This is a genomic window from Pantoea sp. GM01, from assembly GCF_000282675.1.
Classification (GTDB): domain Bacteria; phylum Pseudomonadota; class Gammaproteobacteria; order Enterobacterales; family Enterobacteriaceae; genus Pantoea; species Pantoea nemavictus.
On sequence record NZ_AKIU01000028.1, the window covers coordinates 173,551 to 194,688 of the forward strand.

General features: G+C 54.0%; 19 protein-coding genes. 8 read left to right on the forward strand and 11 right to left on the reverse strand.

Features of this window, described 5'->3' with window-relative positions; all coding sequences use genetic code 11:
• Positions 1 to 12 precede the first annotated feature (12 nt).
• The 3 genes from gsiB to PMI17_RS07315 form a co-directional block, all read right to left on the reverse strand.
• A complete protein-coding gene (gene gsiB / locus PMI17_RS07305) occupies positions 13 to 1,548 on the reverse strand; it encodes a glutathione ABC transporter substrate-binding protein GsiB (protein WP_007887713.1) in 1,536 nt (511 codons plus the stop codon).
• Positions 1,549 to 1,611: 63 nt separating this feature from the next.
• Positions 1,612 to 3,468: a glutathione ABC transporter ATP-binding protein GsiA gene (gsiA, locus tag PMI17_RS07310; RefSeq protein ID WP_007887715.1), complete on the reverse strand. Its 1,857-nt coding sequence runs from the start codon at positions 3,466 to 3,468 to the stop codon at positions 1,612 to 1,614.
• A 9-nt stretch (positions 3,469 to 3,477) separates the two neighbouring features.
• Complete coding sequence (locus PMI17_RS07315; protein WP_007887717.1) at positions 3,478 to 4,443, reverse strand: isoaspartyl peptidase/L-asparaginase family protein; 966 nt, start codon at positions 4,441 to 4,443, stop codon at positions 3,478 to 3,480.
• A 228-nt stretch (positions 4,444 to 4,671) separates the two neighbouring features.
• On the opposite strand from PMI17_RS07315, the gene moeA reads away from it, so the two are divergent.
• Positions 4,672 to 5,907 carry a molybdopterin molybdotransferase MoeA gene (gene moeA, locus PMI17_RS07320; RefSeq protein ID WP_304412137.1) on the forward strand — a complete coding sequence of 412 codons (1,236 nt, stop codon included), beginning with the start codon at positions 4,672 to 4,674 and terminating at the stop codon, positions 5,905 to 5,907.
• Positions 5,907 to 6,662: a molybdopterin-synthase adenylyltransferase MoeB gene (gene moeB, locus PMI17_RS07325; protein WP_007887721.1), complete on the forward strand. Its 756-nt coding sequence runs from the start codon at positions 5,907 to 5,909 to the stop codon at positions 6,660 to 6,662. Before moeA ends, moeB begins: the two co-directional genes overlap by 1 nt.
• 74 nt (positions 6,663 to 6,736) lie before the next feature.
• Here the strand turns inward: moeB and PMI17_RS07330 are convergent, their stop codons facing one another.
• From PMI17_RS07330 to mntR, 7 genes are all read right to left on the reverse strand, one after another.
• Entirely contained in the window at positions 6,737 to 8,329 is a 1,593-nt protein-coding gene (locus tag PMI17_RS07330; RefSeq protein WP_007887723.1) for an ABC-F family ATPase, read from the reverse strand.
• A gap of 306 nt (positions 8,330 to 8,635) precedes the next feature.
• A complete protein-coding gene (locus PMI17_RS07335; protein ID WP_007887725.1) occupies positions 8,636 to 9,037 on the reverse strand; it encodes an H-NS family nucleoid-associated regulatory protein in 402 nt (133 codons plus the stop codon).
• Between the two features lie 415 nt (positions 9,038 to 9,452).
• Positions 9,453 to 10,982 (reverse strand): efflux transporter outer membrane subunit, encoded by a 1,530-nt coding sequence (locus tag PMI17_RS07340; protein WP_007887727.1) that lies wholly within the window; start codon positions 10,980 to 10,982, stop codon positions 9,453 to 9,455.
• Position 10,983: 1 nt separating this feature from the next.
• Entirely contained in the window at positions 10,984 to 12,552 is a 1,569-nt protein-coding gene (locus PMI17_RS07345; RefSeq protein ID WP_007887728.1) for a DHA2 family efflux MFS transporter permease subunit, read from the reverse strand.
• Positions 12,549 to 13,679 (reverse strand): HlyD family secretion protein, encoded by a 1,131-nt coding sequence (locus PMI17_RS07350; protein WP_007887731.1) that lies wholly within the window; start codon positions 13,677 to 13,679, stop codon positions 12,549 to 12,551. Before PMI17_RS07350 ends, PMI17_RS07345 begins: the two co-directional genes overlap by 4 nt.
• Before the next feature lie 115 nt (positions 13,680 to 13,794).
• Positions 13,795 to 14,904 (reverse strand): SLC13 family permease, encoded by a 1,110-nt coding sequence (locus PMI17_RS07355; RefSeq protein ID WP_007887733.1) that lies wholly within the window; start codon positions 14,902 to 14,904, stop codon positions 13,795 to 13,797.
• Between the two features lie 20 nt (positions 14,905 to 14,924).
• Positions 14,925 to 15,383 carry a manganese-binding transcriptional regulator MntR gene (gene mntR, locus PMI17_RS07360; protein WP_007887735.1) on the reverse strand — a complete coding sequence of 153 codons (459 nt, stop codon included), beginning with the start codon at positions 15,381 to 15,383 and terminating at the stop codon, positions 14,925 to 14,927.
• Between the two features lie 201 nt (positions 15,384 to 15,584).
• Here mntR and PMI17_RS07365 point away from each other — a divergent pair, with 201 nt between their 5' ends.
• A complete protein-coding gene (locus PMI17_RS07365) occupies positions 15,585 to 15,779 on the forward strand; it encodes a hypothetical protein (protein ID WP_007887739.1) in 195 nt (64 codons plus the stop codon).
• 146 nt (positions 15,780 to 15,925) lie between these two features.
• On the opposite strand, the gene ompX is transcribed toward PMI17_RS07365, so the two are convergent.
• A complete protein-coding gene (gene ompX, locus PMI17_RS07370) occupies positions 15,926 to 16,435 on the reverse strand; it encodes an outer membrane protein OmpX (RefSeq protein WP_007887740.1) in 510 nt (169 codons plus the stop codon).
• 378 nt (positions 16,436 to 16,813) lie between these two features.
• Here ompX and rhtA point away from each other — a divergent pair, with 378 nt between their 5' ends.
• From rhtA to glnQ, 5 genes are all read left to right on the forward strand, one after another.
• Positions 16,814 to 17,722, forward strand: a complete 909-nt coding sequence (rhtA, locus tag PMI17_RS07375) for a threonine/homoserine exporter RhtA (protein WP_007887741.1) — start codon at positions 16,814 to 16,816, stop codon at positions 17,720 to 17,722.
• A 296-nt stretch (positions 17,723 to 18,018) separates the two neighbouring features.
• A complete protein-coding gene (gene dps, locus PMI17_RS07380; RefSeq protein WP_036620516.1) occupies positions 18,019 to 18,522 on the forward strand; it encodes a DNA starvation/stationary phase protection protein Dps in 504 nt (167 codons plus the stop codon).
• 322 nt (positions 18,523 to 18,844) lie between these two features.
• Entirely contained in the window at positions 18,845 to 19,591 is a 747-nt protein-coding gene (gene glnH / locus PMI17_RS07385; protein ID WP_007887743.1) for a glutamine ABC transporter substrate-binding protein GlnH, read from the forward strand.
• A gap of 85 nt (positions 19,592 to 19,676) precedes the next feature.
• Complete coding sequence (gene glnP, locus PMI17_RS07390) at positions 19,677 to 20,336, forward strand: glutamine ABC transporter permease GlnP (RefSeq protein WP_007887744.1); 660 nt, start codon at positions 19,677 to 19,679, stop codon at positions 20,334 to 20,336.
• Positions 20,333 to 21,055 (forward strand): glutamine ABC transporter ATP-binding protein GlnQ, encoded by a 723-nt coding sequence (glnQ, locus tag PMI17_RS07395; RefSeq protein ID WP_007887746.1) that lies wholly within the window; start codon positions 20,333 to 20,335, stop codon positions 21,053 to 21,055. The genes glnP and glnQ overlap by 4 nt, the downstream gene beginning before the upstream one ends.
• Positions 21,056 to 21,138 lie beyond the last annotated feature (83 nt).

A 21,138-nucleotide genomic window follows, 5' to 3' on the forward strand; every position in this document is an offset into this window, starting at 1 on the left:
TGGCCGCGTCTGTTACTTCAGATCCGCCTCATCAAAATTGAATGAGGTATCGGGCATGACATAAAAACCGCTGAGGTTTTTATTGTTGGCAGACAGCAGTTGCTCGACCACCAGCGGGATCCACGGATGGTCGTTCCAGATGCGATCCTGTGCGTCTTTATACAGTTTGGCTTTCTGATCGCGATCGGTGGTTTTCAGCGCATCGCCGAGATCTTTATCCACCTGCGGATTGCTGTAGAAGGCGGTGTTAAAGATCGCTGGCGGCCAGGACGTGGTAGCGAACAGCGGCGTCAACGCCCAATCGGCTTCACCGGTTGACGCCGACCAGCCGGTATAGAACATACGCACACCGCTCTCTTTCTGCCCTTTGCTCTCCACTTCAGCCGCGCGCTGACCGGCATCCATCGCCGTCACTTTGACCTTCACGCCCACCTGCGCCAGCTGCTGCTGGGTGAACTGCAGTATTTTCTGCGCGGTGCTGTGGTTATGCGACGACCACAAGGTGGTTTCGAAACCGTTCGGGAAGCCCGCTTCTTTCAGCAATTCACGCGCTTTAGCCGGATCGTATTTAATCGCCGGATAGCTCTGCGCAAAGTCGATACTTGGCGGCACAATGCCGGTGGCTGGCGTGGCGTAACCGGCAAAGGCGACTTTTGCTAACGCCTGGCGGTTAATCGCATACTCCAGTGCTTCACGCACTTTTGGATTATCAAACGGCTTTTGCGTCACGTTGAGGCTGATGTAGCGCTGCATGATCGACGGCGTGGTGACTACATCGAGCTTGCTGTTGCCTTCCATCAGCTTGGCCTGCTCGAACGGCACCGGGAAGGCAAAGCTTGCTTCACCGGTTTGCAGCATCGCCGCGCGGGTGTTGTTATCCACCACCGGACGCCAGGTAATGCTATCCAGCTTCGGATAGCCTTTTTTCCAGTAACCCTCCCACTTCTTCACTTTCACGAAGTCGGTCTGATTCCAGGTATCAAAGGCAAACGGGCCGGTTCCGACCGGATGGAAGCCGATATCCTTGCCATATTTCTTCAGCGCGGTTGGCGAAATCATTACCGCCGCCGGGTGCGCCAGGTTGTTGATGAAGGCCGAGAACGGCTGCTTCAGGGTGATCTTCACCGTGGTTGGGTCAACCACTTCAGTGGTGGCGATGTATTTGAACAGGTTATAGCGCTTGAGATGGTTGTCTGGATTGCTGGCGCGATCGAGGTTAACTTTCACCGCGTCGGCATTGAAATCGGTGCCATCCTGGAATTTCACACCGGAACGCAGCTTGATGGTGTACGTCAGGCCATCGCTGCTCGCCTGATAGCTTTCCGCCAGCACGTTGGTCAGCTTCATGTCTTTATCAAAGCCGAATAAGCCCTGATAGAAAGACTTCGCCACCGCCTGCGACAGCGTGTCGTTGGCATCGTAAGGATCGAGCGTGGTAAAGGTTGAGGCCACCGCAATCACCGCATCTTTCGCCGCCCACGCGGGCAGCGCCAGCGCCGAACTCAACAAACCGGCAGTGATAACCCCTTTTCGCATAATATGGTGCATCGTTATCGTTCTCCTGTAATCCCTGTCATGCGCGACATCTGAAGATGTGCGATTGGTTGCTGCTCAGGCGCCGCTAATAGCGTGGCGGGCGACAAAATGGCCCGGTGCCACTTCCAGTAAGGGCGCCACTTCCGGCTCATCACCCAGCGGGCGAATCGGGCTGGGGATCTCATCCACCATCAGCGCCCGCTCACGATGCCGGTGGGCCGGATCGGCCACTGGCACCGCGGCCATCAGTTTTTTGGTGTAAGGATGACGCGGCTGTTCAAACACCGCCTGGCGCGGTCCCATCTCCACGATCTGTCCAAGATACATCACCGCCACGCGATGGCTGATGCGTTCCACCACCGCCATATCGTGTGAAATAAATAAGAAGGCGATACCAAACTCACGCTGCAAATCGAGCATCAGATTAATGATCTGCGCCTGAATCGATACATCCAGCGCCGACACCGATTCATCGGCGATCACCACTTTGGGATTGAGCGCCAGCGCGCGAGCAATGCAGATGCGCTGGCGCTGACCGCCGGAGAATTCGTGCGGATAGCGCTGCGCATGTTCCGGCAGCAGGCCAACGCGTTCCAGTAGCCAGGCGACGCGCTTCTCCGCCTGCCGGCGATCCATCGTTTGATGCACCAGCAGCGGTTCCATAATGGAAAAACCTACGGTCAACCGCGGATCGAGCGAGGCGTAAGGATCCTGGAAGATAAACTGGATATCGCGGCGTAGCGACGCCAGCGCATTGCCCTGCAACGCATCAATGCGCTGGCCGTCAAAGGTAATAGTGCCGCCCTGGCTGGCCACCAGCCGCAGCAGTGAGCGTCCGGTGGTGGATTTACCACAGCCGGATTCGCCCACCAGCGCCAGCGTTTCACCGGCGTAGAGATCAAAACTGACTTTCTCCACCGCGTGCACGCGGCGCTTAACGCGATTGAGCAACCCGCCGCGAATATCGAAACGCGTAACCAAATCGCGGACCTGTAAAATCGGCGGACGATCGTGGCGCACCGTATCCTGCGGTTGAGCCCGCTCTTCGCGGCCGTTGGCATGCAGTAAGGGAAATTTTGCCGGCAACGCCTGGCCGTGCATCGCGCCCAGCTTCGGCACCGCTGCCAGTAACGCGCGGGTATAGGGCTGCTGCGGATCGGCAAACAGCTGCTGCACCGGCGCGCGTTCGACCACATCACCGCGATACATCACCTGCACGCGATCGGCCATTTCTGCCACCACGCCCATGTCGTGGGTGATAAAAATCACCCCCATCTGCATCTCTTTTTGCAGCACGCGGATCAGCTGCAGGATCTGCGCCTGAATCGTGACGTCGAGTGCGGTGGTCGGTTCATCGGCAATCAGCAGCGCCGGTTTGCACGACAGCGCCATCGCGATCATCACGCGCTGACGCATGCCGCCGGAGAGTTGATGCGGATAGCGCCCCAGCACATTTTGTGCTTCCGGAATACGCACCAGATCGAGCATGCGGCGCGCTTCGGCCAGCGCCTGTTGGTGGCTTTTCCCCTGATGCAGACGGATAGATTCCGCTATCTGCTCGCCGACGGTGAACACCGGGTTAAGCGAGGTCATCGGCTCCTGAAAGATCATCGCCATATCGGCGCCGCGCACCTTGCGCATCTGACCGCTGGAAGCGCGCATTACATCCAGCACCTCGCCATTACGGCGACGCAGCTGAATTTCACCGCTCACGTCGCCACCGGCCTGTTGAATCAGACGCATCAGCGCCAGCGAAGTGACGGATTTGCCCGATCCCGATTCACCCACCAGCGCCAGCGTTTCACCGCGATGCAGGTCGAGCGACAGGTTGCGCACCGCTTCGGTAATGCGCCCTTCATGCTCGAAGCGCACGTTAAGATCGCGCACCGCCAGAACCTGCTCCGGCGCAAACTGCAGCTGTTGGTCCGTCATGCCTGCTCCTTAGCTGTCGCGGTAAATCGCTACCTTAACGTCACCCTCAACATAGGCGAATCCGCGATACATACCTTCGCTGTTAAACGGCAGCGCCACATTGCCTGCGGCGTCAATGGCGATCAGCCCGCCGCTGCCTTCCAGTTCCTGCACTTTGTCGTGAATGACATTGGCAGTGGCCTGCTGCAGCGAGCGTCCGGCGTAATGCATCTGCGCCGCCACGTCGTAGGCGGCGAGCGTACGGATAAACACTTCGCCGGTGCCGGTACAGGAGACCGCCACGCTGTCGTTGCTGGCATAGCAACCTGCGCCCACCAGCGGTGAGTCGCCGACGCGACCGGCCTGTTTGTTGGTCATGCCACCGGTTGACGTGGCGGCCGCCAGATTACCCTGAAGATCGAGCGCTACCGCACCCACGGTGCCAAATTTGCGATCCGGGTCCAGCGGATCATCGCTGTGGCTGTTAGCTTCACCATCATGATCGAGCACCATCTGCTGGCTGTGCAGCGCGCGCTGCAACTGCTCCCAGCGCTCGGGCGTGGAAAAGTAATCGGCATTAACCGGTTCTAAGCCCTGCTCGGCAGCGAAGGCTTCTGCGCCCGCCCCGATAAACAGCACGTGCGGGCTATTTTCCAGCACCTTACGCGCGGCGAGGATAGGATTACGAATGTGGCTGACGCCCGCAACCGCCCCCACATCGAGCGTGCGACCATCCATAATGCTGGCATCCAGTTCGTGCGTGCCTTGATGGGTGAACACCGCACCTTTGCCGGCGTTGAACAACGGACACTCTTCCAGCAAGCGAACCGCTTCGGTCACCGCATCGAGTGCACTGCCACCCGCCGCGAGAATCTGCTGGCCTGCGGTAACGATTGCGGTGAGTTGCTGACGATAGTGCTGCTCTTTTTCGGCGCTCATTGCCGCGCGCGTAATCGCGCCGGCACCGCCGTGAATTGCGATAACTGCTTTAGCCATAACCGGTACCCTGTAAAGGAATCAGAACCAAAAACACTGATTTAGAATGGTTTTCATCTTTTTTTGGCAATTTTCGACTATAGAAAGGCCCCCTCATCTTGTAAAGCAGAAACTGTCTTCATGGTCATAACCTTTTATTGTGGATTATGCTTTTTTATCTGCATGTGACTCGACGGGCAAATGCCACCATAATAGTCGGCATCTGAAATTAACCAGGCAGAGATGGACATGGAACCTTTTACCGCAGGATTAATCTCCCTCGAAGACGCGCAGCAAAAGATGCTGCAGCAGTTAACGCCCATTAGCGATTCGCTGAACGTTTCGCTGTTTGAAGCCGCCGGGCGCATCACCGCTAAACCGATTAACTCACCGCTCGATGTGCCCTCTTTTGATAACTCAGCCATGGACGGTTACGCCGTTCGTCTGGCGGATAGCGCAGCCGATCGCGTGTTGCCGGTGGCGGGAAAAGCCTTCGCCGGTGCGCCCTATAACGGCGAGTGGCCAGTGGGCAGCGTGATTCGCATTATGACCGGCGCGCCGATTCCCGCCGGTTGTGATGCCGTGGTAATGCAGGAGCAAACCGAGCAGCGCGACGGCGGCATTGTGATTACCGCACCGCTGCAGGAAGGGCAAAATATCCGCCGCATCGGCGAAGATATTCAGGCGGGAAAACAGGTGCTGGATGCCGGTGTGCGCCTTGGTGCCGCCGAGTTGCCGTTGCTGGCGTCGCTGGGCATCGCCGAAGTGAGCGTGCTGCGTAAACTGCGTGTGGCGATCTTCTCGACAGGTGATGAACTGCAAGCGGTGGGTCAGCCATTAGCCGCCGGCCAGATTTACGATACCAACCGTTTCACCGTCGCGCTGATGCTCAACAAATTGGGCTGCGAAGTCATCGATCTTGGCGTGATTGCTGACGACCAGGCGGCGCTGCGTACCGCCTTTACCGAAGCCGATCGTCAGGCCGATGTGGTGATCAGCACCGGCGGCGTGTCGGTCGGCGAGGCCGATTTCACCCGCGCGATGCTGGAGGAGCTGGGCGCTATCACCTTCTGGAAACTGGCGATTAAGCCGGGCAAACCCTTTGCCTTTGGACGGCTGACAAACAGCTGGTTCTGCGGCCTGCCGGGTAATCCGGTCTCGGCAGCGGTGACGTTCTATCAGCTGGTACAGCCGCTGCTGGCGACGCTCACTGGCCAAACCACGCGCATCATGCCGCTGCGCCAACGCGCGCGCGCCACGCAACGCCTGAAGAAATCCCCGGGTCGTCTCGACTTCCAGCGTGCCATTTTCAGCCGTGGTGACGACGGCGAGCTGGAAGTGCGCAGCACCGGCGCGCAGGGTTCGCACGTCTTCAGCTCCTTTGCGCTGGCCAACTGTTTTGTGGTGCTCGAGCGCGATCGCGGTGACGTTGAGCCCGGCGAGTGGGTAGAAATTGAAGCCTTCAACAGCCTGCTGGAGGGCTAATGAGCGTGGAGTTGAGCGATGATGAGATGCTGCGCTATAACCGCCAGATTGTGCTGCGTGGCTTCGATTTTGATGGCCAGGAGAGACTCAAGGCGGCACGCGTGTTGCTGATTGGCCTCGGCGGATTGGGCTGCGCGGCGGCACCTTACCTGGTGTCGGCAGGCGTGGGCCATCTCACCTTGCTCGATTTCGATACCGTGAGCCTGAGCAACCTGCAACGGCAGATCCTGCACAGCGATGCAAAAATTGGCGTGGCGAAAGTCACCTCGGCACAGCAGCAGCTAGCGGCGCTCAATCCGCACTGCCAGCTCGAGCCGATTGATGCGCAGTTAGATGATACACAGCTCAGCGCACTGATTGCCCGCCACGATGCCGTGGTAGATTGCACCGATAACGTCACTACGCGCGAGCAAATCAATCGCCTCTGTTTCCAGCACCAGGTCCCGCTGATTTCCGGTGCAGCGATTCGTATGGAAGGCCAGCTGAGCGTATTTACCTGGCAGCCCGGCGAGCCGTGCTATCGCTGCATCAGCCGCTTATTCGGCGAGCAAGTGTTGAGCTGTGTAGAAGCCGGGGTGATGGCACCGCTGGTGGGGGTGATCGGCGCGATGCAGTCGATGGAAACCCTAAAGGTGCTGACGGAGTTTGGCAAACCGGCCAGCGCGCGCTTACTGATGTATGACGCGATGAGTGCGGAATTCCGCAGCATGAAAGTCGCGCAGGATGCGCATTGTGAAGTTTGTGGGAAGCCGTAAATGATGAAGGCCGCCTCCAGGGCGACCTTCATTACAGTAAGGTGCGCATTGATGCGCACCTGGCGATGCAGAGATTAAACAATACCCTGGCTGCGCAGGTAATCTTCATAGTTACCCGTGAAGTCGACAATACGATCGGCTTTCATCTCCATCACACGCGTGGCTAGCGAGCTCACAAACTCACGGTCATGCGAGACGAAGATCAAGGTGCCTTCGTACATTTCCAGGGCCATGTTGAGCGACTCGATCGATTCCATATCCAGGTGGTTAGTCGGTTCATCCATGATCAGAATGTTCGGCTTCTGCATCATCAGCTTGCCAAACAGCATGCGGCCCTTCTCACCACCGGACAGCACCTTAGCGGGCTTGTTGATCTCATCATGACCAAACAGCAGACGCCCCAGAACGCTGCGCACTGCCTGCTCGTCATCGCCTTCCTGCTTCCACTGGCTCATCCAGTCAAATACCGTCAGATCTTCAGCGAAGTCTTCCGCATGATCCTGGCCGTAATAACCGATGCGTGCATTTTCAGACCATTTCACCGTACCGCTATCGGGAGTATGTTCACCAATCAGCGTTTTCAACAGCGTGGTTTTACCGATACCGTTAGCACCCAGAATCGCCAATTTCTCGCCGACTTCTAACATCAGGTTGAGCTTATTAAACAGCGGACCGTTATCAAAACCTTTGGTCAGCGCCTCAACTTCCAGCGCATTACGGAACAGCTTCTTATCCTGATCAAAACGGATAAACGGGTTTTGACGGCTGGAGGCTTTCACCTCTTCCAGCTTAATTTTATCGATCTGCTTAGCACGCGAAGTCGCCTGACGGGATTTAGAGGCGTTGGCGCTAAAGCGGCTAACGAACGATTGCAGATCGGCAATTTGCGCTTTCTTCTTGGCATTATCCGATAATAAACGTTCGCGCGACTGCGTCGCCGCGGTCATATATTCGTCATAATTACCCGGATAAACGCGCAGTTCGCCGTAATCCAGATCCGCCATGTGCGTACAAACCATATTCAGGAAATGACGGTCATGCGAAATGATGATCATGGTGCTGTTACGTTCGTTGAGCACTTGCTCCAACCAACGAATGGTATCTATATCCAGGTTGTTGGTCGGTTCATCGAGCAACAAAATATCGGGATTAGCAAATAATGCCTGCGCTAACAGCACGCGCAATTTCCAACCCGGCGCAATTTCACTCATCGGGCCGTAATGCTGCTCCACGGGAATGCCCACGCCCAGTAATAATTCACCGGCACGTGATTCCGAACTGTAACCGTCCATTTCACCGTATTCGACTTCAAGGTCGGCCACTTTATAGCCTTCCTCTTCGCTCATTTCTGGCAAGGCATATATACGGTCACGCTCTTGCTTCACTGCCCACAATTCATTGTGGCCCATGATCACGGTGTCCAGCACACTATATTGCTCAAAGGCAAATTGGTCCTGGCGTAACTTACCGATACGCTCATTAGGATCGAGGGAAACATTTCCACCTGTTGGAACCAGGTCGCCGCCCAGTATTTTCATAAAGGTTGATTTACCGCTGCCGTTCGCACCGATTAAACCGTAACGATTACCGCCGCCAAATTTAACGGAGATATTCTCGAACAGCGGCTTACTGCCGAACTGCATGGTGATATTGCTGGAAACTAACACGGCATTGACCTTTGTTACGCAGTGGAGGAAAAAACAGCGGGCATTATGCCAGAAGCGGGCACCCTGACGCCACCTCTGCGCCAGAAGCAGAGCGTGTAATGAACTGAACGTGTTGAGCGTATACGCAAAATAATTTGCGCGATAGCAAGGCCGCAAGCTGACGAGTCCCTGGAATCTTACGCCGTTAAGTGAACGAGACCAGCGTGTGCAGCCAATGTGCCTGGGCGCGAGGTAAAAATGTATTTAAATAAATAAAAAAAGCCGAAGACATTTGCCTTCGGCTCCCACTTACAAGGATTGTGCGGATTATTTGATCAGGAAAGTGTCGAGGCTTTTACCTGAATCCAGTGCTTTCTTAATCGCAGCTGGGGTACGGCCTTGGCCAGTCCATGATTTTTCTTCACCGTTTTCGTCAGTGTAAGAATATTTCGCTGGACGCGGTGCACGCTTGGCGCGCTTTTTACCCACTTCCAGAGCACCCAGTAATTCGTTCGGGTCAATACCGTCAGCCAGCAGCATTTCGCGATATTTAGACAGCTTCTCTTCTTTTTCGCGATTCTGTGCTTCTTCTGCATTTACTTCGTCGCGACGTTCAGTCACAACGACGGTTAATTTTTCCAGAATCTCTTCCAGATCGGTCAATGGCAGTTCACGAGCCTGCGCACGTAATGTGCGAATGTTGTTCAGAACTTTAAATGCGTCACTCATCACAATGTCCTTGCTTAAGGGGGTTAAATAAACTGTAGTGGCAAGATTACCTAATTCAAATAAAAAAATAAATTAATTTTATTGCCTGGATTAATCTTAACTTGCTTACATATTTCTTACGTTGAGGTTTAAAAGCGCCGCGTCGCCTTTAATTAACCCTGAATTAACATCCCTTGGTTGTTGCTTATGTTGCAGCTGGAATCGATTTCAAACCAATATTCCCAGGTATTAAACAATCATTTAGCAGCTATTGTGCTGTGCAGCATAACTGAGCATAAAGGTAAAAAAGGATTAATGGTGTAACGCAGGCCCTATTTTCATAGGGGATTATTATATTGCCGAGGATGGGAGAGAAATCTCATTTTTACTTATCGTGGCGATAAAAAGCCGGTGGTTAACCGGCTACTAAGTAAAATTAATGCACCTCTGTTGCCGGACCAAACACAGAATAGTCCGGCAGGTTGACGTTTTGATAAGGTTCCCAACCGCCGCCGAGCGCTTTATATAACGCCACCAGATCGAGCGCACTTTGCATACGCGCCTGAGTCGACTGCGCTTTGGCTTGCGACAGTTGACGCTGCGCATCCAGCACATCAATAAAGGTCGAAATGCCCTGCCGATAACTGTCGCTGGCTAAATCAAAGGCGCGCTGCAGAGCGCCTGTGGTCTCATCCAGTGCGATGACCTGCTGCTGATCGGCACGATAGCTCACCAACGCGTTCTCCACATCCTGCAGCGCGGTCAACACCGTTTGACGATAATCGAGCGCCGCGTTCGCTTGCTGAGCACGCGCCAGTTTTACGCTGGAAACTAAACGACCGCCCTGGAAAATGGGGATAGAGAGCGACGGCCCTACGCTGAAGAAGTGGCTGCTCCAGTCATCCAGATAGCTGGCATCGGTGTTGCGCACCCCAAGTTGCCCGGTCAGCGACAGGCTGGGGAAGAGATCGGCAACCGATACGCCAATGTTGGCGGTTTGTGCATGCAACGTCGCTTCTGCCTGACGAATGTCCGGGCGACGACGCGCCAGCGTCGCCGGAATCCCCACCGGCACCATTTTCGGCAACTCGGGCAGCGCTTTGGGGTTCATCAACTCGTTATCCAGCGCGCCTGGCGTTTTCCCCAGCAGTACCGCAAGGCCGTTCATGGCCTGTAATTGCTGTGCCTGATACTGCGGCAGCTGCGCATTGAGTGAGGCCAGCTGTGCGCGGGCATTTTCCACATCCGTGGTAGGCGCCAGACCGTTTTGCTGCTGGCTTTGCGTCAATTCCCAGGTTTGCTGCGCCACCTCGATCTGCTGCTGCAACGTTGCCAGCACCGCCTGTGAACCACGCAACTGCAGGTAAGCGCGAGCCACTTCTGCTTCCAGCGACACTAGCGCATCGTTGCGCTGTTCAATGGCCGCCTGCTGCTGCGCATCCGCCGCTTCCATCTGGCGGCGCACTTTGCCCCACAGATCGAGCTCCCAGCTGGCGTCAAAACTGCCCTGATAGAGAGTAACGGAATGGTCCAACCCGTTCAGCTGGTTGGCCACATCGCTGTCTACCTGATCGTAAACACCGTTAGACTTCAGTAAGCCCTTCAAACCCAGCTGCTGTCGCGTGACTTTTGCCGAGCCGTTGAGCGACGGGAACAAACCGCCGCGCGCTTGCGCCAGCTGCTCGCGCGCGCCAGCAATGCGCAGTACCGATTGCTGCAGCGTTAAGTTGCCGGCAACCGCGCGCTCAATCAGGCTATCCAGCTGCGGATCGTTAAAACTTTTCCACCACAGTGGATTGGTCGCCGCCGCCAGCGGTTTTGAAGCCTGCTGCGAAGGCAAATCATGGTAGCTACCCGGCGTGTGCGCCTGCGGCGGCTGGTAATCAGGTCCTACGGCGCAACCGGCCAGCAATAATGACAGCGCCAGCAGCGTCAGTGACGGCGTCGAGCGCGAAATCTTGTTCATGTTAATGTGCTCCTGCACCGCCTTCGCTCTTAATCGGCGAAAGCAACCAACAAAATGGAATCAGTAGCAAAGCCACGATACTCAGGCCCATAAATACGTCGATGTACGCCAGGATACGCGCCTGGGCGATCATCTCCTGATATAGCTGCCCGCTCGCCAGCACCAGCGGATCGCCCACCGCAGTGGTGAAATTACGAATCGAGTCGGCCCAGTGTTGCAGCGTGAGATTGTAAGGTTCATTGAGCGGCGACATGTTGTGCACCATGTTCGCCGATCGTGTCTGCATACGTTCCGTAATCCCCGCAGTGGAAAGCGAAATGCCGATTGAACCGGCAACGTTTCGGAACATGGTGAACAGCGCCGAGGCATCGGCATTCAGACGCTGCGGTACGGTAATAAAAGCAATGGTGGTGAGCGGCACAAACAGGAAGCCCAGTCCGATTGACTGCGCGCTACGCATCATCACCAGGGTTTTGAAATCGACGTCCGGCGTCAGCGTGCTGGAGTAGAAAAAGGCGCTGGCAAGACAGGTAAAACCGAACGCGATGATATAGCGCGTTTGCACGATCGGCATCAGCTTCAATACCAGCGGAATGGTCAGCACAATCAGTATCGCGCCGGGCGACAGCACCAGCCCCGACCAGGTGGCGGTATAACCCAGATCCTGCTGCGCCAGTTGCGGAAGCACCACCGAACTGCCGTACAAAATCATCGCCATGCCCGCCATCAGCAATCCCGCAACCCAGAAGTTGCGATCTTTCATTACCGTGAGATCAACCACCGGCTTACGCGCGTACAGTAACCAGTAAATCGCACCAACAATACCGACCAGCGCCAGCGTGGCGAACAGGATGATAAAGTGTGAAGCAAACCAATCCTCATCTTCGCCGCGATCGAGGAACACCTGCAGACAACCGAGTCCCAGCGTGATCAAACTGATGCCGATGTAATCAATCTTCAGGCGACCTTTCGCCCACTTACGCTCCCACGGCGGATCTTCCAGCAGCTGGTAAATCGCCATCACGGTTAAAATGCCCACCGGGATATTAATGAAGAACACCCAGCGCCAGCTGTAGTTATCCGTAATCCAGCCGCCGAGCGTCGGACCGATAACCGGCGCGACGATGATGGCAATCGATGACAGGCCAAACGCTTTGCCGCGATCTTCCGCCTTGAAGTAATCGAGCAATACCGATTGCTGCACCGGCTGCAATCCGCCACCAAAAAAGCCCTGCAGCACGCGGAACAAGATGATCTGCCACAGCTCAGTGGCGATGCCGCACAGGAAGGAGCAGATGGTGAACATCACGATGCAGATCAGGAAGAACTGCTTGCGGCCGAACAGGCGACTGAAAAACGCCGAGATCGGTAAGACGATGCCGTTGGCGACCAGATAGGAGGTCAAAACCCAGGTGGATTCGTCATAGCTGGAGGAGAGCGAACCCGCGATATGCGGCAGTGCGACGTTGACGATGGTGGTGTCGAGGATCTCCATAAACACCGCCAGCGTCACCGTGATGGCAACTAGCCACGGATTGCTGGCCGGACGCCAGCTTTCGCTCGCACTCATTCCACTGTCACCTTCGGCTCAACCGACAGGCCCAGCGGCAACGGATGATTTGGATCCAAACCTTTGTCGATAACGATTTTCACCGGCACGCGCTGGACAATTTTCACATAGTTGCCGGTGGCATTCTCGGCCGGGAAGGTTGAGAAGCGTGAACCCGAGCCCATCTGCACACTATCAACGTGCCCTTCCAGCTTCATATCTGGCCAGGCATCCACGCTGATTTCCACTTTGTTACCCGGCTTCATGCGCGCCAGCTGCGACTCTTTAAAGTTGGCGTTAATCCAGATTTCAGGTGAAACCAGCGAGAACAGTGCGCTGCCCGCCTGCACCAGCGTACCGAGATGCACGTTGCGCTTAGTGACAAAACCATCATAGGGCGCACGTACCTGGGTATACGAGAGATTCAGTTCGGCGGTGTTAAGTTGTGCTTCGGCCTGGGCAACTTGTTGCTCACGCGCTTCAACATTGGTTTCCTGCTGACGAATTTGCAGCTTAACCTGCGAAGCCACTTCGACCTGAGCTTTAGCGCTCTGCAATTGTGCTTCAGCTGAACGCAACTGAGCGGCGGCAGTATCAATATTACGTTGTGAAGTGGCGCGAGGATCGACACCGCGCTGACGACGATAATCTGCCTGCGCATTCAATAAGTTCGCCTGCGCTTTGGCCTGATCGGCAAGCGCCTGGTCACGCTGCGCCGGATATTGCACGCGAGACAAATCTAACTGCGCCTGTGCCTGATGCAGCTGCGCTTGCGCTAATCCCAGCTGCGCTTTGGCCTGATCGCGCTGCGCTTCGGTATCGCGCGCGTCGATTTCAACCAGCAGATCCCCCTTCTTCACCCGCTGATTATCGCGCACCAGCAGCTTGACCACATAGCCAGAGGCTTTCGGCGCAATGGTCACGGCGTTGCCTTCCGTAAAGGCATCGTCGGTACTTTCAATGTTGCGCGTGGTGAGCCAGAACCATAACGCCACCACAATCATAATCACCACCACAACGGCGAGGATTATCAGGGGTTTCTTTCCGGGGCGTTTACGTTCTGGTTCGTTGTTGTCTTGATTGGATGTTGATGTATTTTGCGGATCTTGCTGATCGCGTGCGGACGGCTGATTCTGGTTTTCACTCATAATTTTTCATCGTAGGCAGTTGTCCCGATTCCCGGGCAAAAACGGTCAACATAACCTTAGATGGGAAATTGACAAATGCCAATGCAACTTTACACAAGCCGACATTGGCCCGCCGTTAAGCCAATAAGTGCAACAGCAGCCATCCACCCGCCATCGACCAGGCGAGCATGGGGATAGAAAACAGATGGAAACGCCACCAAACGCGCGCATCCTGCGCCATGCGCAGGGCGATCAGGTTGGCGAGCGATCCAGGCAATAAGCCAAAACCGCCGATATTCACCGCCCACGCCAGCACCTCGGACGGTGGCACTTTCTGCAAAAGCAAAATGGTGGCGGGGACGTTACTGATGATTTGCGATAAACCGATCGCCAGCAGGTAAAGTCCGCCCTCACCTAATTGGCCAATCGCGGCAAAATGCGGCTGCAGCCAGGATAAATGCATCAGCAAAAATACATCGATAAACATCGCGACAAATACCAGCAACAAACTCCAGTCGATGCTGATCAATACGCTGCGCGCCATAATCAGGAAACACGCCGCCACCAGCAGTAACGCCCAGCCGGTCATTTTCATCTCAAGTGCGACAATAAAAACGATATACAGCGCGACGCTAATCACAAATAGTGGCTTGCGCCACGGCTGGGTTTCATCCTGCTGATGCTTTTGAATCGCGCGTGCCGGAAAGCTCCACCACGTCAGCGCCATCAGCGTAAGCATCAGAAAGGCCGCTAGCGGTGCCATCTGTCCAATAAATCCGCCAACGCTAAGCGAACCGTGGCTCCACAACAGAATATTTTGCGGGTTGCCGACCGGGGTCAATAACGATCCCGCATTGACGGCCAGCGCTTCAAAAATAATCAGACGTGAGATCGGCAGACGCGAGAATTTCCGCAACGTTAACGTCAGCGGAACCAGAATAAACAGCGCGACGTCGTTGGTAAGAAAAGTAGAAAGCAAAGCCGCCGCGAACACCATAAACAGCGCCAGCGCCCGTTCATGCTGGAAGCGTCGGATCAGGCGCGCACCGAGCACATCAAAATAGCCGCTGTTCTCCAGCCCTTTCGTCAACATCAACAGGCCAGTCAGCGTCATGATGGTGTGCCAGTCAACGGCACCAGGCAGTTGCGACCAGCGAAAATTCGCCAGCGGCAACATAATCACACCCAACAGCAACAACAAATGCAAAATACGATCGCGCATTAAAGAACGAAGCAGGATGGGCATGATGGCGGAAGGCCTTGTAGTTAGCGACTCTCGTAAAATTTCTGGAAGACGGCCAGCGTTTCATCACTGACGTGATGCTCCAGGCCTTCTGAATCACGGCGCGCGGTTTCCGGGCTAACACCCAGCGCCAACAGGAAGGTTTCTACAATATGGTGGCGCACGCGGCTCGCTTCAGCCAGCTTCTCGCCTTCGGCGGTCAGAAACACCCCGCGATAGGGTACTTGCTCAACCAGTCCGGTAGTACCAAGGCGCTTCAACATCTTGGCTACGGTGGGCTGCGAAACCCCGAGACGCGCGGCCATATCTACCTGACGCGCCTCGCCAAATTCGCGAATTAAGTCAGAGATTAACTCAACGTAGTCGTCAATCAGCTCACGACGATGCGCTTCGCGCACCTGGCGAAATCCTTCAACATGCTCCTCAATCTCTTTCAGCGGCCCCTGGGGCGTGTTGGTGGCGATTTTTGCACGACGACTCATTCAACTTCCTCTTTATTATCTGCCGCACTTTACCTGCGGTGCGGGCTGGCTGCGCTCATTGTAAACCAGGCACAAATAAGCACAAATTTTTCCTAAATAGTGTTGGCTAAAGAGTATAGCCAATGCTATCTTTGTTGATAATGTAAGCGAATAGCTTATAAAGGCTACAAGAAGATGTCGTAATTCACTCGGGAGGTGAACATGACTACCATGAAAAACTGCCTCGACTGTGGCAAATGCTTCCAGGCTGAACAGAGCAAACCGGCTTTCGAGCTGAAATCGCTGCTGTGCCTGTTCACTCGCTCGCCGTTTGCGCTGCGTTTGATGCTAATTGAAAAGCTAACCGGTAAAGCGCTGGTTGAACGTCCGTGCCCTAACCTGATCTGGCGCGGCTAAATCCCACTCCTCCAGAATTTAATAAAGCCCGCTCATGTAGCGGGCTTTGTGTTTTAAACCGCCACACAGGGATTGATGATAGAGTGGCGCGCATAAAAAAACGGCCCCGAAGGACCGTTTATTGTGCAACTGGTCTAAGCAAGAACTTAGAAGCTGTAACCTACGCCAGCAATCCAGGTGCCAACGTCGACGTTGCGGATGCGGCTCTGCTCGTAACCCACGTCCAGTGCAACGTTTTCGATTGGGTTAAACTGCATACCTGCACCGTAAGAGAAACCGTAGTCGCTGGTATCAGCTTTCTGGCGCTCTGGAGCGGTAGACTGGAATTTACCGTAGCCAACACCTACAACACCGTAGATGCTTGCCCAGTCGTTCAGACGGTAAGCTGGACCACCGGTCACGCCGTAGTATTGGCCTTTGTTATAAACGCCAGCGTCAGTACGATCTTTCTCGGTGTAAGTGAAAGAGCCGATCCAACCCAGTGGGTTAGTACCGTCTTCGTAACGATATTTCAGGTTGAAGCCGTTTGCTTTGTTAGCAACGCCTTGATAATCGCTCTGAGCGTAACCACCGGTAACGGTGCTTTGTGCCATGGCAGAACCTGCAGAAACTGCAAGTACACAAGCCAATGCTGAAAGACATGCAATTTTTTTCATAACCACCTCAAATGTGAATATACTTCTCTCCTGACAACGCTATAAATATAACAAAAAACAGCAAGAAACTCTGCCCGCAATTTGTTGTCTAACAGATTGTTTGGTGTAACAGAAAGTTAATGAAGTTTCCTATGTCATTCATTTTACTTATAAAAACTATCATTTTTCTGCAACAAAATTTCCGATCACAAAAAATGCGTTTAAGTATATTCCTAAAAAAACCTGACGTTTCTTTACGGAAATGGCCCTGAAAACGGGCAAATTCTGAACTACTAACGCTTTTTATTTCCCCGCTTCGTGTCTCCTTATTTGCTGAAGATTCCTTTACACTGGGTACTTGTTACTTCGCTGTTAAAACTTAAAGGAATGGATTACAGGATGTCTGCGCCTCCAACGACCAAAAATATGGCCCCAGTGTTGTTCCCTATCGCCGTACTTCTTATTGCGATGCTTTCACTGCAGGGCGGCGCTTCATTAGCGAAATCCCTCTTTTCTACCGTCGGCGCGCCGGGCATCACCGCACTGCGCCTGGGACTTGGCACCGTTATTCTCTGCATTATCTTTAAGCCGTGGCGTTTACGCTTCACGCGTGCGCAACGCAAGCCGCTGCTGATGTATGGCTTAGCGCTCGGCTGCATGAACTATCTCTTCTATTTGGCGATTCGCACCGTGCCGCTTGGCGTCGCGGTGGGTTTAGAATTTCTTGGCCCATTAACGCTGGCATTAATCGGTGCGCGTCGGCCGCTTGATTTCATTTGGGTGCTGCTGGCGGTGGTCGGTTTGTGGTTTCTGCTGCCAATCGGCGCAGGAATGAGCCACATCGATCCGCTCGGCGCCTTGCTGGCGGTCGGTGCCGGCGCTTGTTGGGCGGTCTATATTCTTGCGGGTCAGCGCGCGGGTGCCGAACATGGTCCGGCAACGGTCGCGATGGGATCGCTGATTGCATCAGTGATTTTCGTTCCCCTCGGCCTGACCTTTGCCGCTCCGGGGATCTGGCACTGGGAAGTACTGCCTTTGGCACTGCTGATCGCCCTGCTCTCGAGCGCGATTCCTTATTCTCTTGAAATGATGGCGCTGACGCGTCTACCAGCGCGCATTTTCGGAACCTTGATGAGTCTGGAACCGGCGATGGCTGCGCTGTCGGGCATGCTGTTCCTTGGCGAGTTGTTAACGCTCCAGCAGTGGATTGCGTTGCTGGCGATCATTATCGCCTCGGCGGGTTCAACGCTGACCATGAAACAAAAAAGCGCGAAAATAAGCGAAGTGGATATTAATAATCCGCAATAAATAATCCTTTATTTAGCCTGCTTCAGGCAGGTTAAATATAGACGCATTCTCATTATCATTTTTTGGCCGATAATAAGAATTTTCTGTTATTATTTTGCAACAGGATTAATAAATAATTAACATCGTAATTAAATCATTGTTTTATATAACGTAAAATAAAAAACGCACAATCCATGAGCAACATTAAGGTTTATCTATTCCTGTCATCGTTTTAATCAACTCTGCAGAGTCTAAAACTGCTGCTATACTTATTTCCGTGCTTGATTAGGACAACCATCAATAAGAGGACATTAATGATGAGTACCGCAAAACTGGTTAAAACTAAATCGTCTGATCTGATTTACACCCGTAATGACGTCGCTGACAGCGATAAAAAAGCGACCATCGAGGTGCTCAACCGTCTGGTAGTGGAGTTTATTGACCTGTCGCTGATCACCAAGCAGGCGCACTGGAATATGCGCGGCGCTAACTTTATTGGCGTACATGAGATGCTTGATGGCTTCCGTACGGCGATTACCGATCACCAGGACACTATCGCTGAACGCGTGGTTCAGCTGGGCGGCGTGGCGCTGGGCACCACCCAGATCGTCAACGACAAAACACCACTGAAAAGCTATCCGCTAAATATTCATAGCGTGCAGGATCATCTTAAAGCGCTGGCCGATCGTTATGCGATTGTAGCGAATGACACGCGTAAAGCGATCACTGAAGTCAGCGATGAAGATACCGCTGATATCTTCACCGCGGCATCGCGTGATTTGGATAAATTCCTGTGGTTCATCGAATCAAATATTGAATAAATTTCAATCTCACAATAAAGGCGGGTTATCCCGCCTTTTTTTACGTCTGTAACATTGTGGTGCTTTTTTTGACGTCGTTAACAATTCCTTAAACCCTTCTTTCGCTCGCCCCGCCCATGGTGCACACTGTGCCTGCACCACAACAGCACCTTGCACCAAAATAAGGCACCAATAAGGTGCAACCCTTTTCTGCAGCGCAAAATCGTGTCAGCAAGTGCTTAAAACGACTGATTTCGTGAAAAATGAAAAGTTGGCATAATTTTTTCATATGATAAGCCGTACATCGGGCCACCAGGCCTGAAGGGTAATAAGGAAAAAAATGATGAAGTCATTGATTAAAGTCTCCGTGGCCGCGCTGGCGCTGGCCTTCTCCCTTTCTTCCACCGCAGCAGACAAAAAACTGATTGTCGCCACCGACACCGCATTCGTTCCCTTCGAGTTCAAACAAGGCGATAAATACGTCGGTTTTGATATCGATTTGTGGGACGCGGTCGCCAAAGAATTGAAACTGGATTACACCTTCAAGCCGATGGATTTCAGCGGCATCATCCCTGCGTTGCAAACCAAAAATATTGACCTGGCGCTGGCCGGCATCACCATCACCGAAGAGCGTAAGAAAGCCATCGAGTTCTCAGACGGCTACTACAAAAGCGGTTTGCTGGTAATGGTGCGCGAAAATGAAAAAGACATTAAAGGCATCGACGATCTGAACGGTAAAGTTGTGGCAGTTAAAAGCGGCACCGGTTCGGTTGATTACGCGAAAGCGCACATCAAATCGAAAGATCTGCGTCAGTTCCCGAATATTGACAACGCTTACATGGAGTTAGGCACTCAACGTGCTGACGCCGTGCTGCACGATACGCCAAACATCCTGTACTTCATCAATACCGCCGGTAAAGGCCGCTTCAAAGCGGTTGGCGAATCCATTGAAGCACAACAATATGGCATCGCCTTCCCGAAAGGCAGCGATGACCTGCGTGAGAAAGTGAACGGCGCACTGAAAACCCTGCGCGACAACGGCACTTACAACACCATCTATAAAAAATGGTTCGGTACTGAACCAAAATAATTGCGGCCTAAGCCGATTTTTCCAGCGGGGAGCATAAAACTCCCTGCTTTTTACATTTCCACGCAACAGATTTTGGAGTCACACCATGGAGTTTGACTGGAGCGTCATTTGGCCTGCCCTGCCGATTTTAATCGAAGGTGCCAAAATGACCCTGCTGATCTCGGTCCTCGGCCTGGTCGGCGGTTTAATTATCGGTTTAGTCGCCGGTTTTGCGCGCGCTTACGGCGGCTGGATCACCAATAACATCGCACTGGTATTCATCGAACTGATTCGCGGCACGCCAATCGTAGTCCAGGTGATGTTTATCTACTTCGCCCTGCCGATGGCGTTCCCCGACCTGCGTATCGATCCATTCAGCGCGGCGGTGGTCACCATTATGATTAACTCCGGCGCCTATATTGCAGAGATCACTCGCGGTGCGGTGCTGTCGATCAACAAAGGCTTCCGTGAAGCGGGTCTGGCGCTGGGTTTGTCGCGCCGCGAAACCCTGCGTTACGTGATTATGCCGCTGGCACTGCGCCGTATGCTGCCACCGCTGGGTAACCAGTGGATTGTCAGCATCAAAGATACTTCGCTGTTTATCGTGATTGGCGTGGCCGAACTGACGCGCCAGGGCCAGGAGATCATCGCCGGTAACTTCCGCGCGCTCGAAATCTGGAGCGCCGTTGCCATTATCTATTTGGTTATTACGCTGGTGTTGAGCTTTGTGCTGCGCCGTATTGAGAAAAGGATGAAAATTCTGTGATTGAATTTAACAACGTCTCGAAGAATTTCGGCCAGACTCAGGTGCTGCACGACATCAACCTGAAGATCAATCAAGGCGAAGTGGTGGTGATTATCGGGCCATCGGGTTCCGGTAAATCCACGCTGCTGCGCTGCATCAACAAGCTGGAAGAGATCACCACAGGCGACCTGATTGTCGATGGCATGAAGGTTAATGACCCAAAAGTTGATGAGCGCTTAATTCGTCAGGAAGCGGGCATGGTGTTCCAGCAGTTCCATCTGTTCCCACAGATGAGCGCGCTGGATAACGTGGCCTTTGGCCCGATTCGCGTGCGCGGTGCGAAGAAAGAGGAAGCGCACAAGCTGGCGCGTGAGCTGCTGGGTAAAGTGGGTCTCGCCGAGCGTGCGCACCACTTCCCGTCGGAGCTTTCCGGCGGTCAGCAGCAGCGTGTGGCCATTGCGCGTGCGCTGGCGGTGAAGCCGAAAATGATGCTGTTTGATGAACCGACCTCAGCGCTGGATCCCGAGCTGCGTCACGAAGTACTGAAAGTGATGCAGGATCTGGCTGAGGAAGGTATGACCATGGTCATCGTGACGCACGAAGTGGGCTTTGCACAAAAAGTCGCTTCACGTCTGATCTTCATCGACAAAGGCACCATTGCCGAAGATGGTAATCCAGACGAGCTGATCACCAACCCGCCGAGCGATCGTCTGCGCGAGTTCCTGCAGCACGTATCCTGATAGCCAGGTCGCCGTGGTTGGCGACCGATTCTGTAAGGTCGTCATTGATGACGACCTTCTTCCTCACCGCCCCACACACAAAT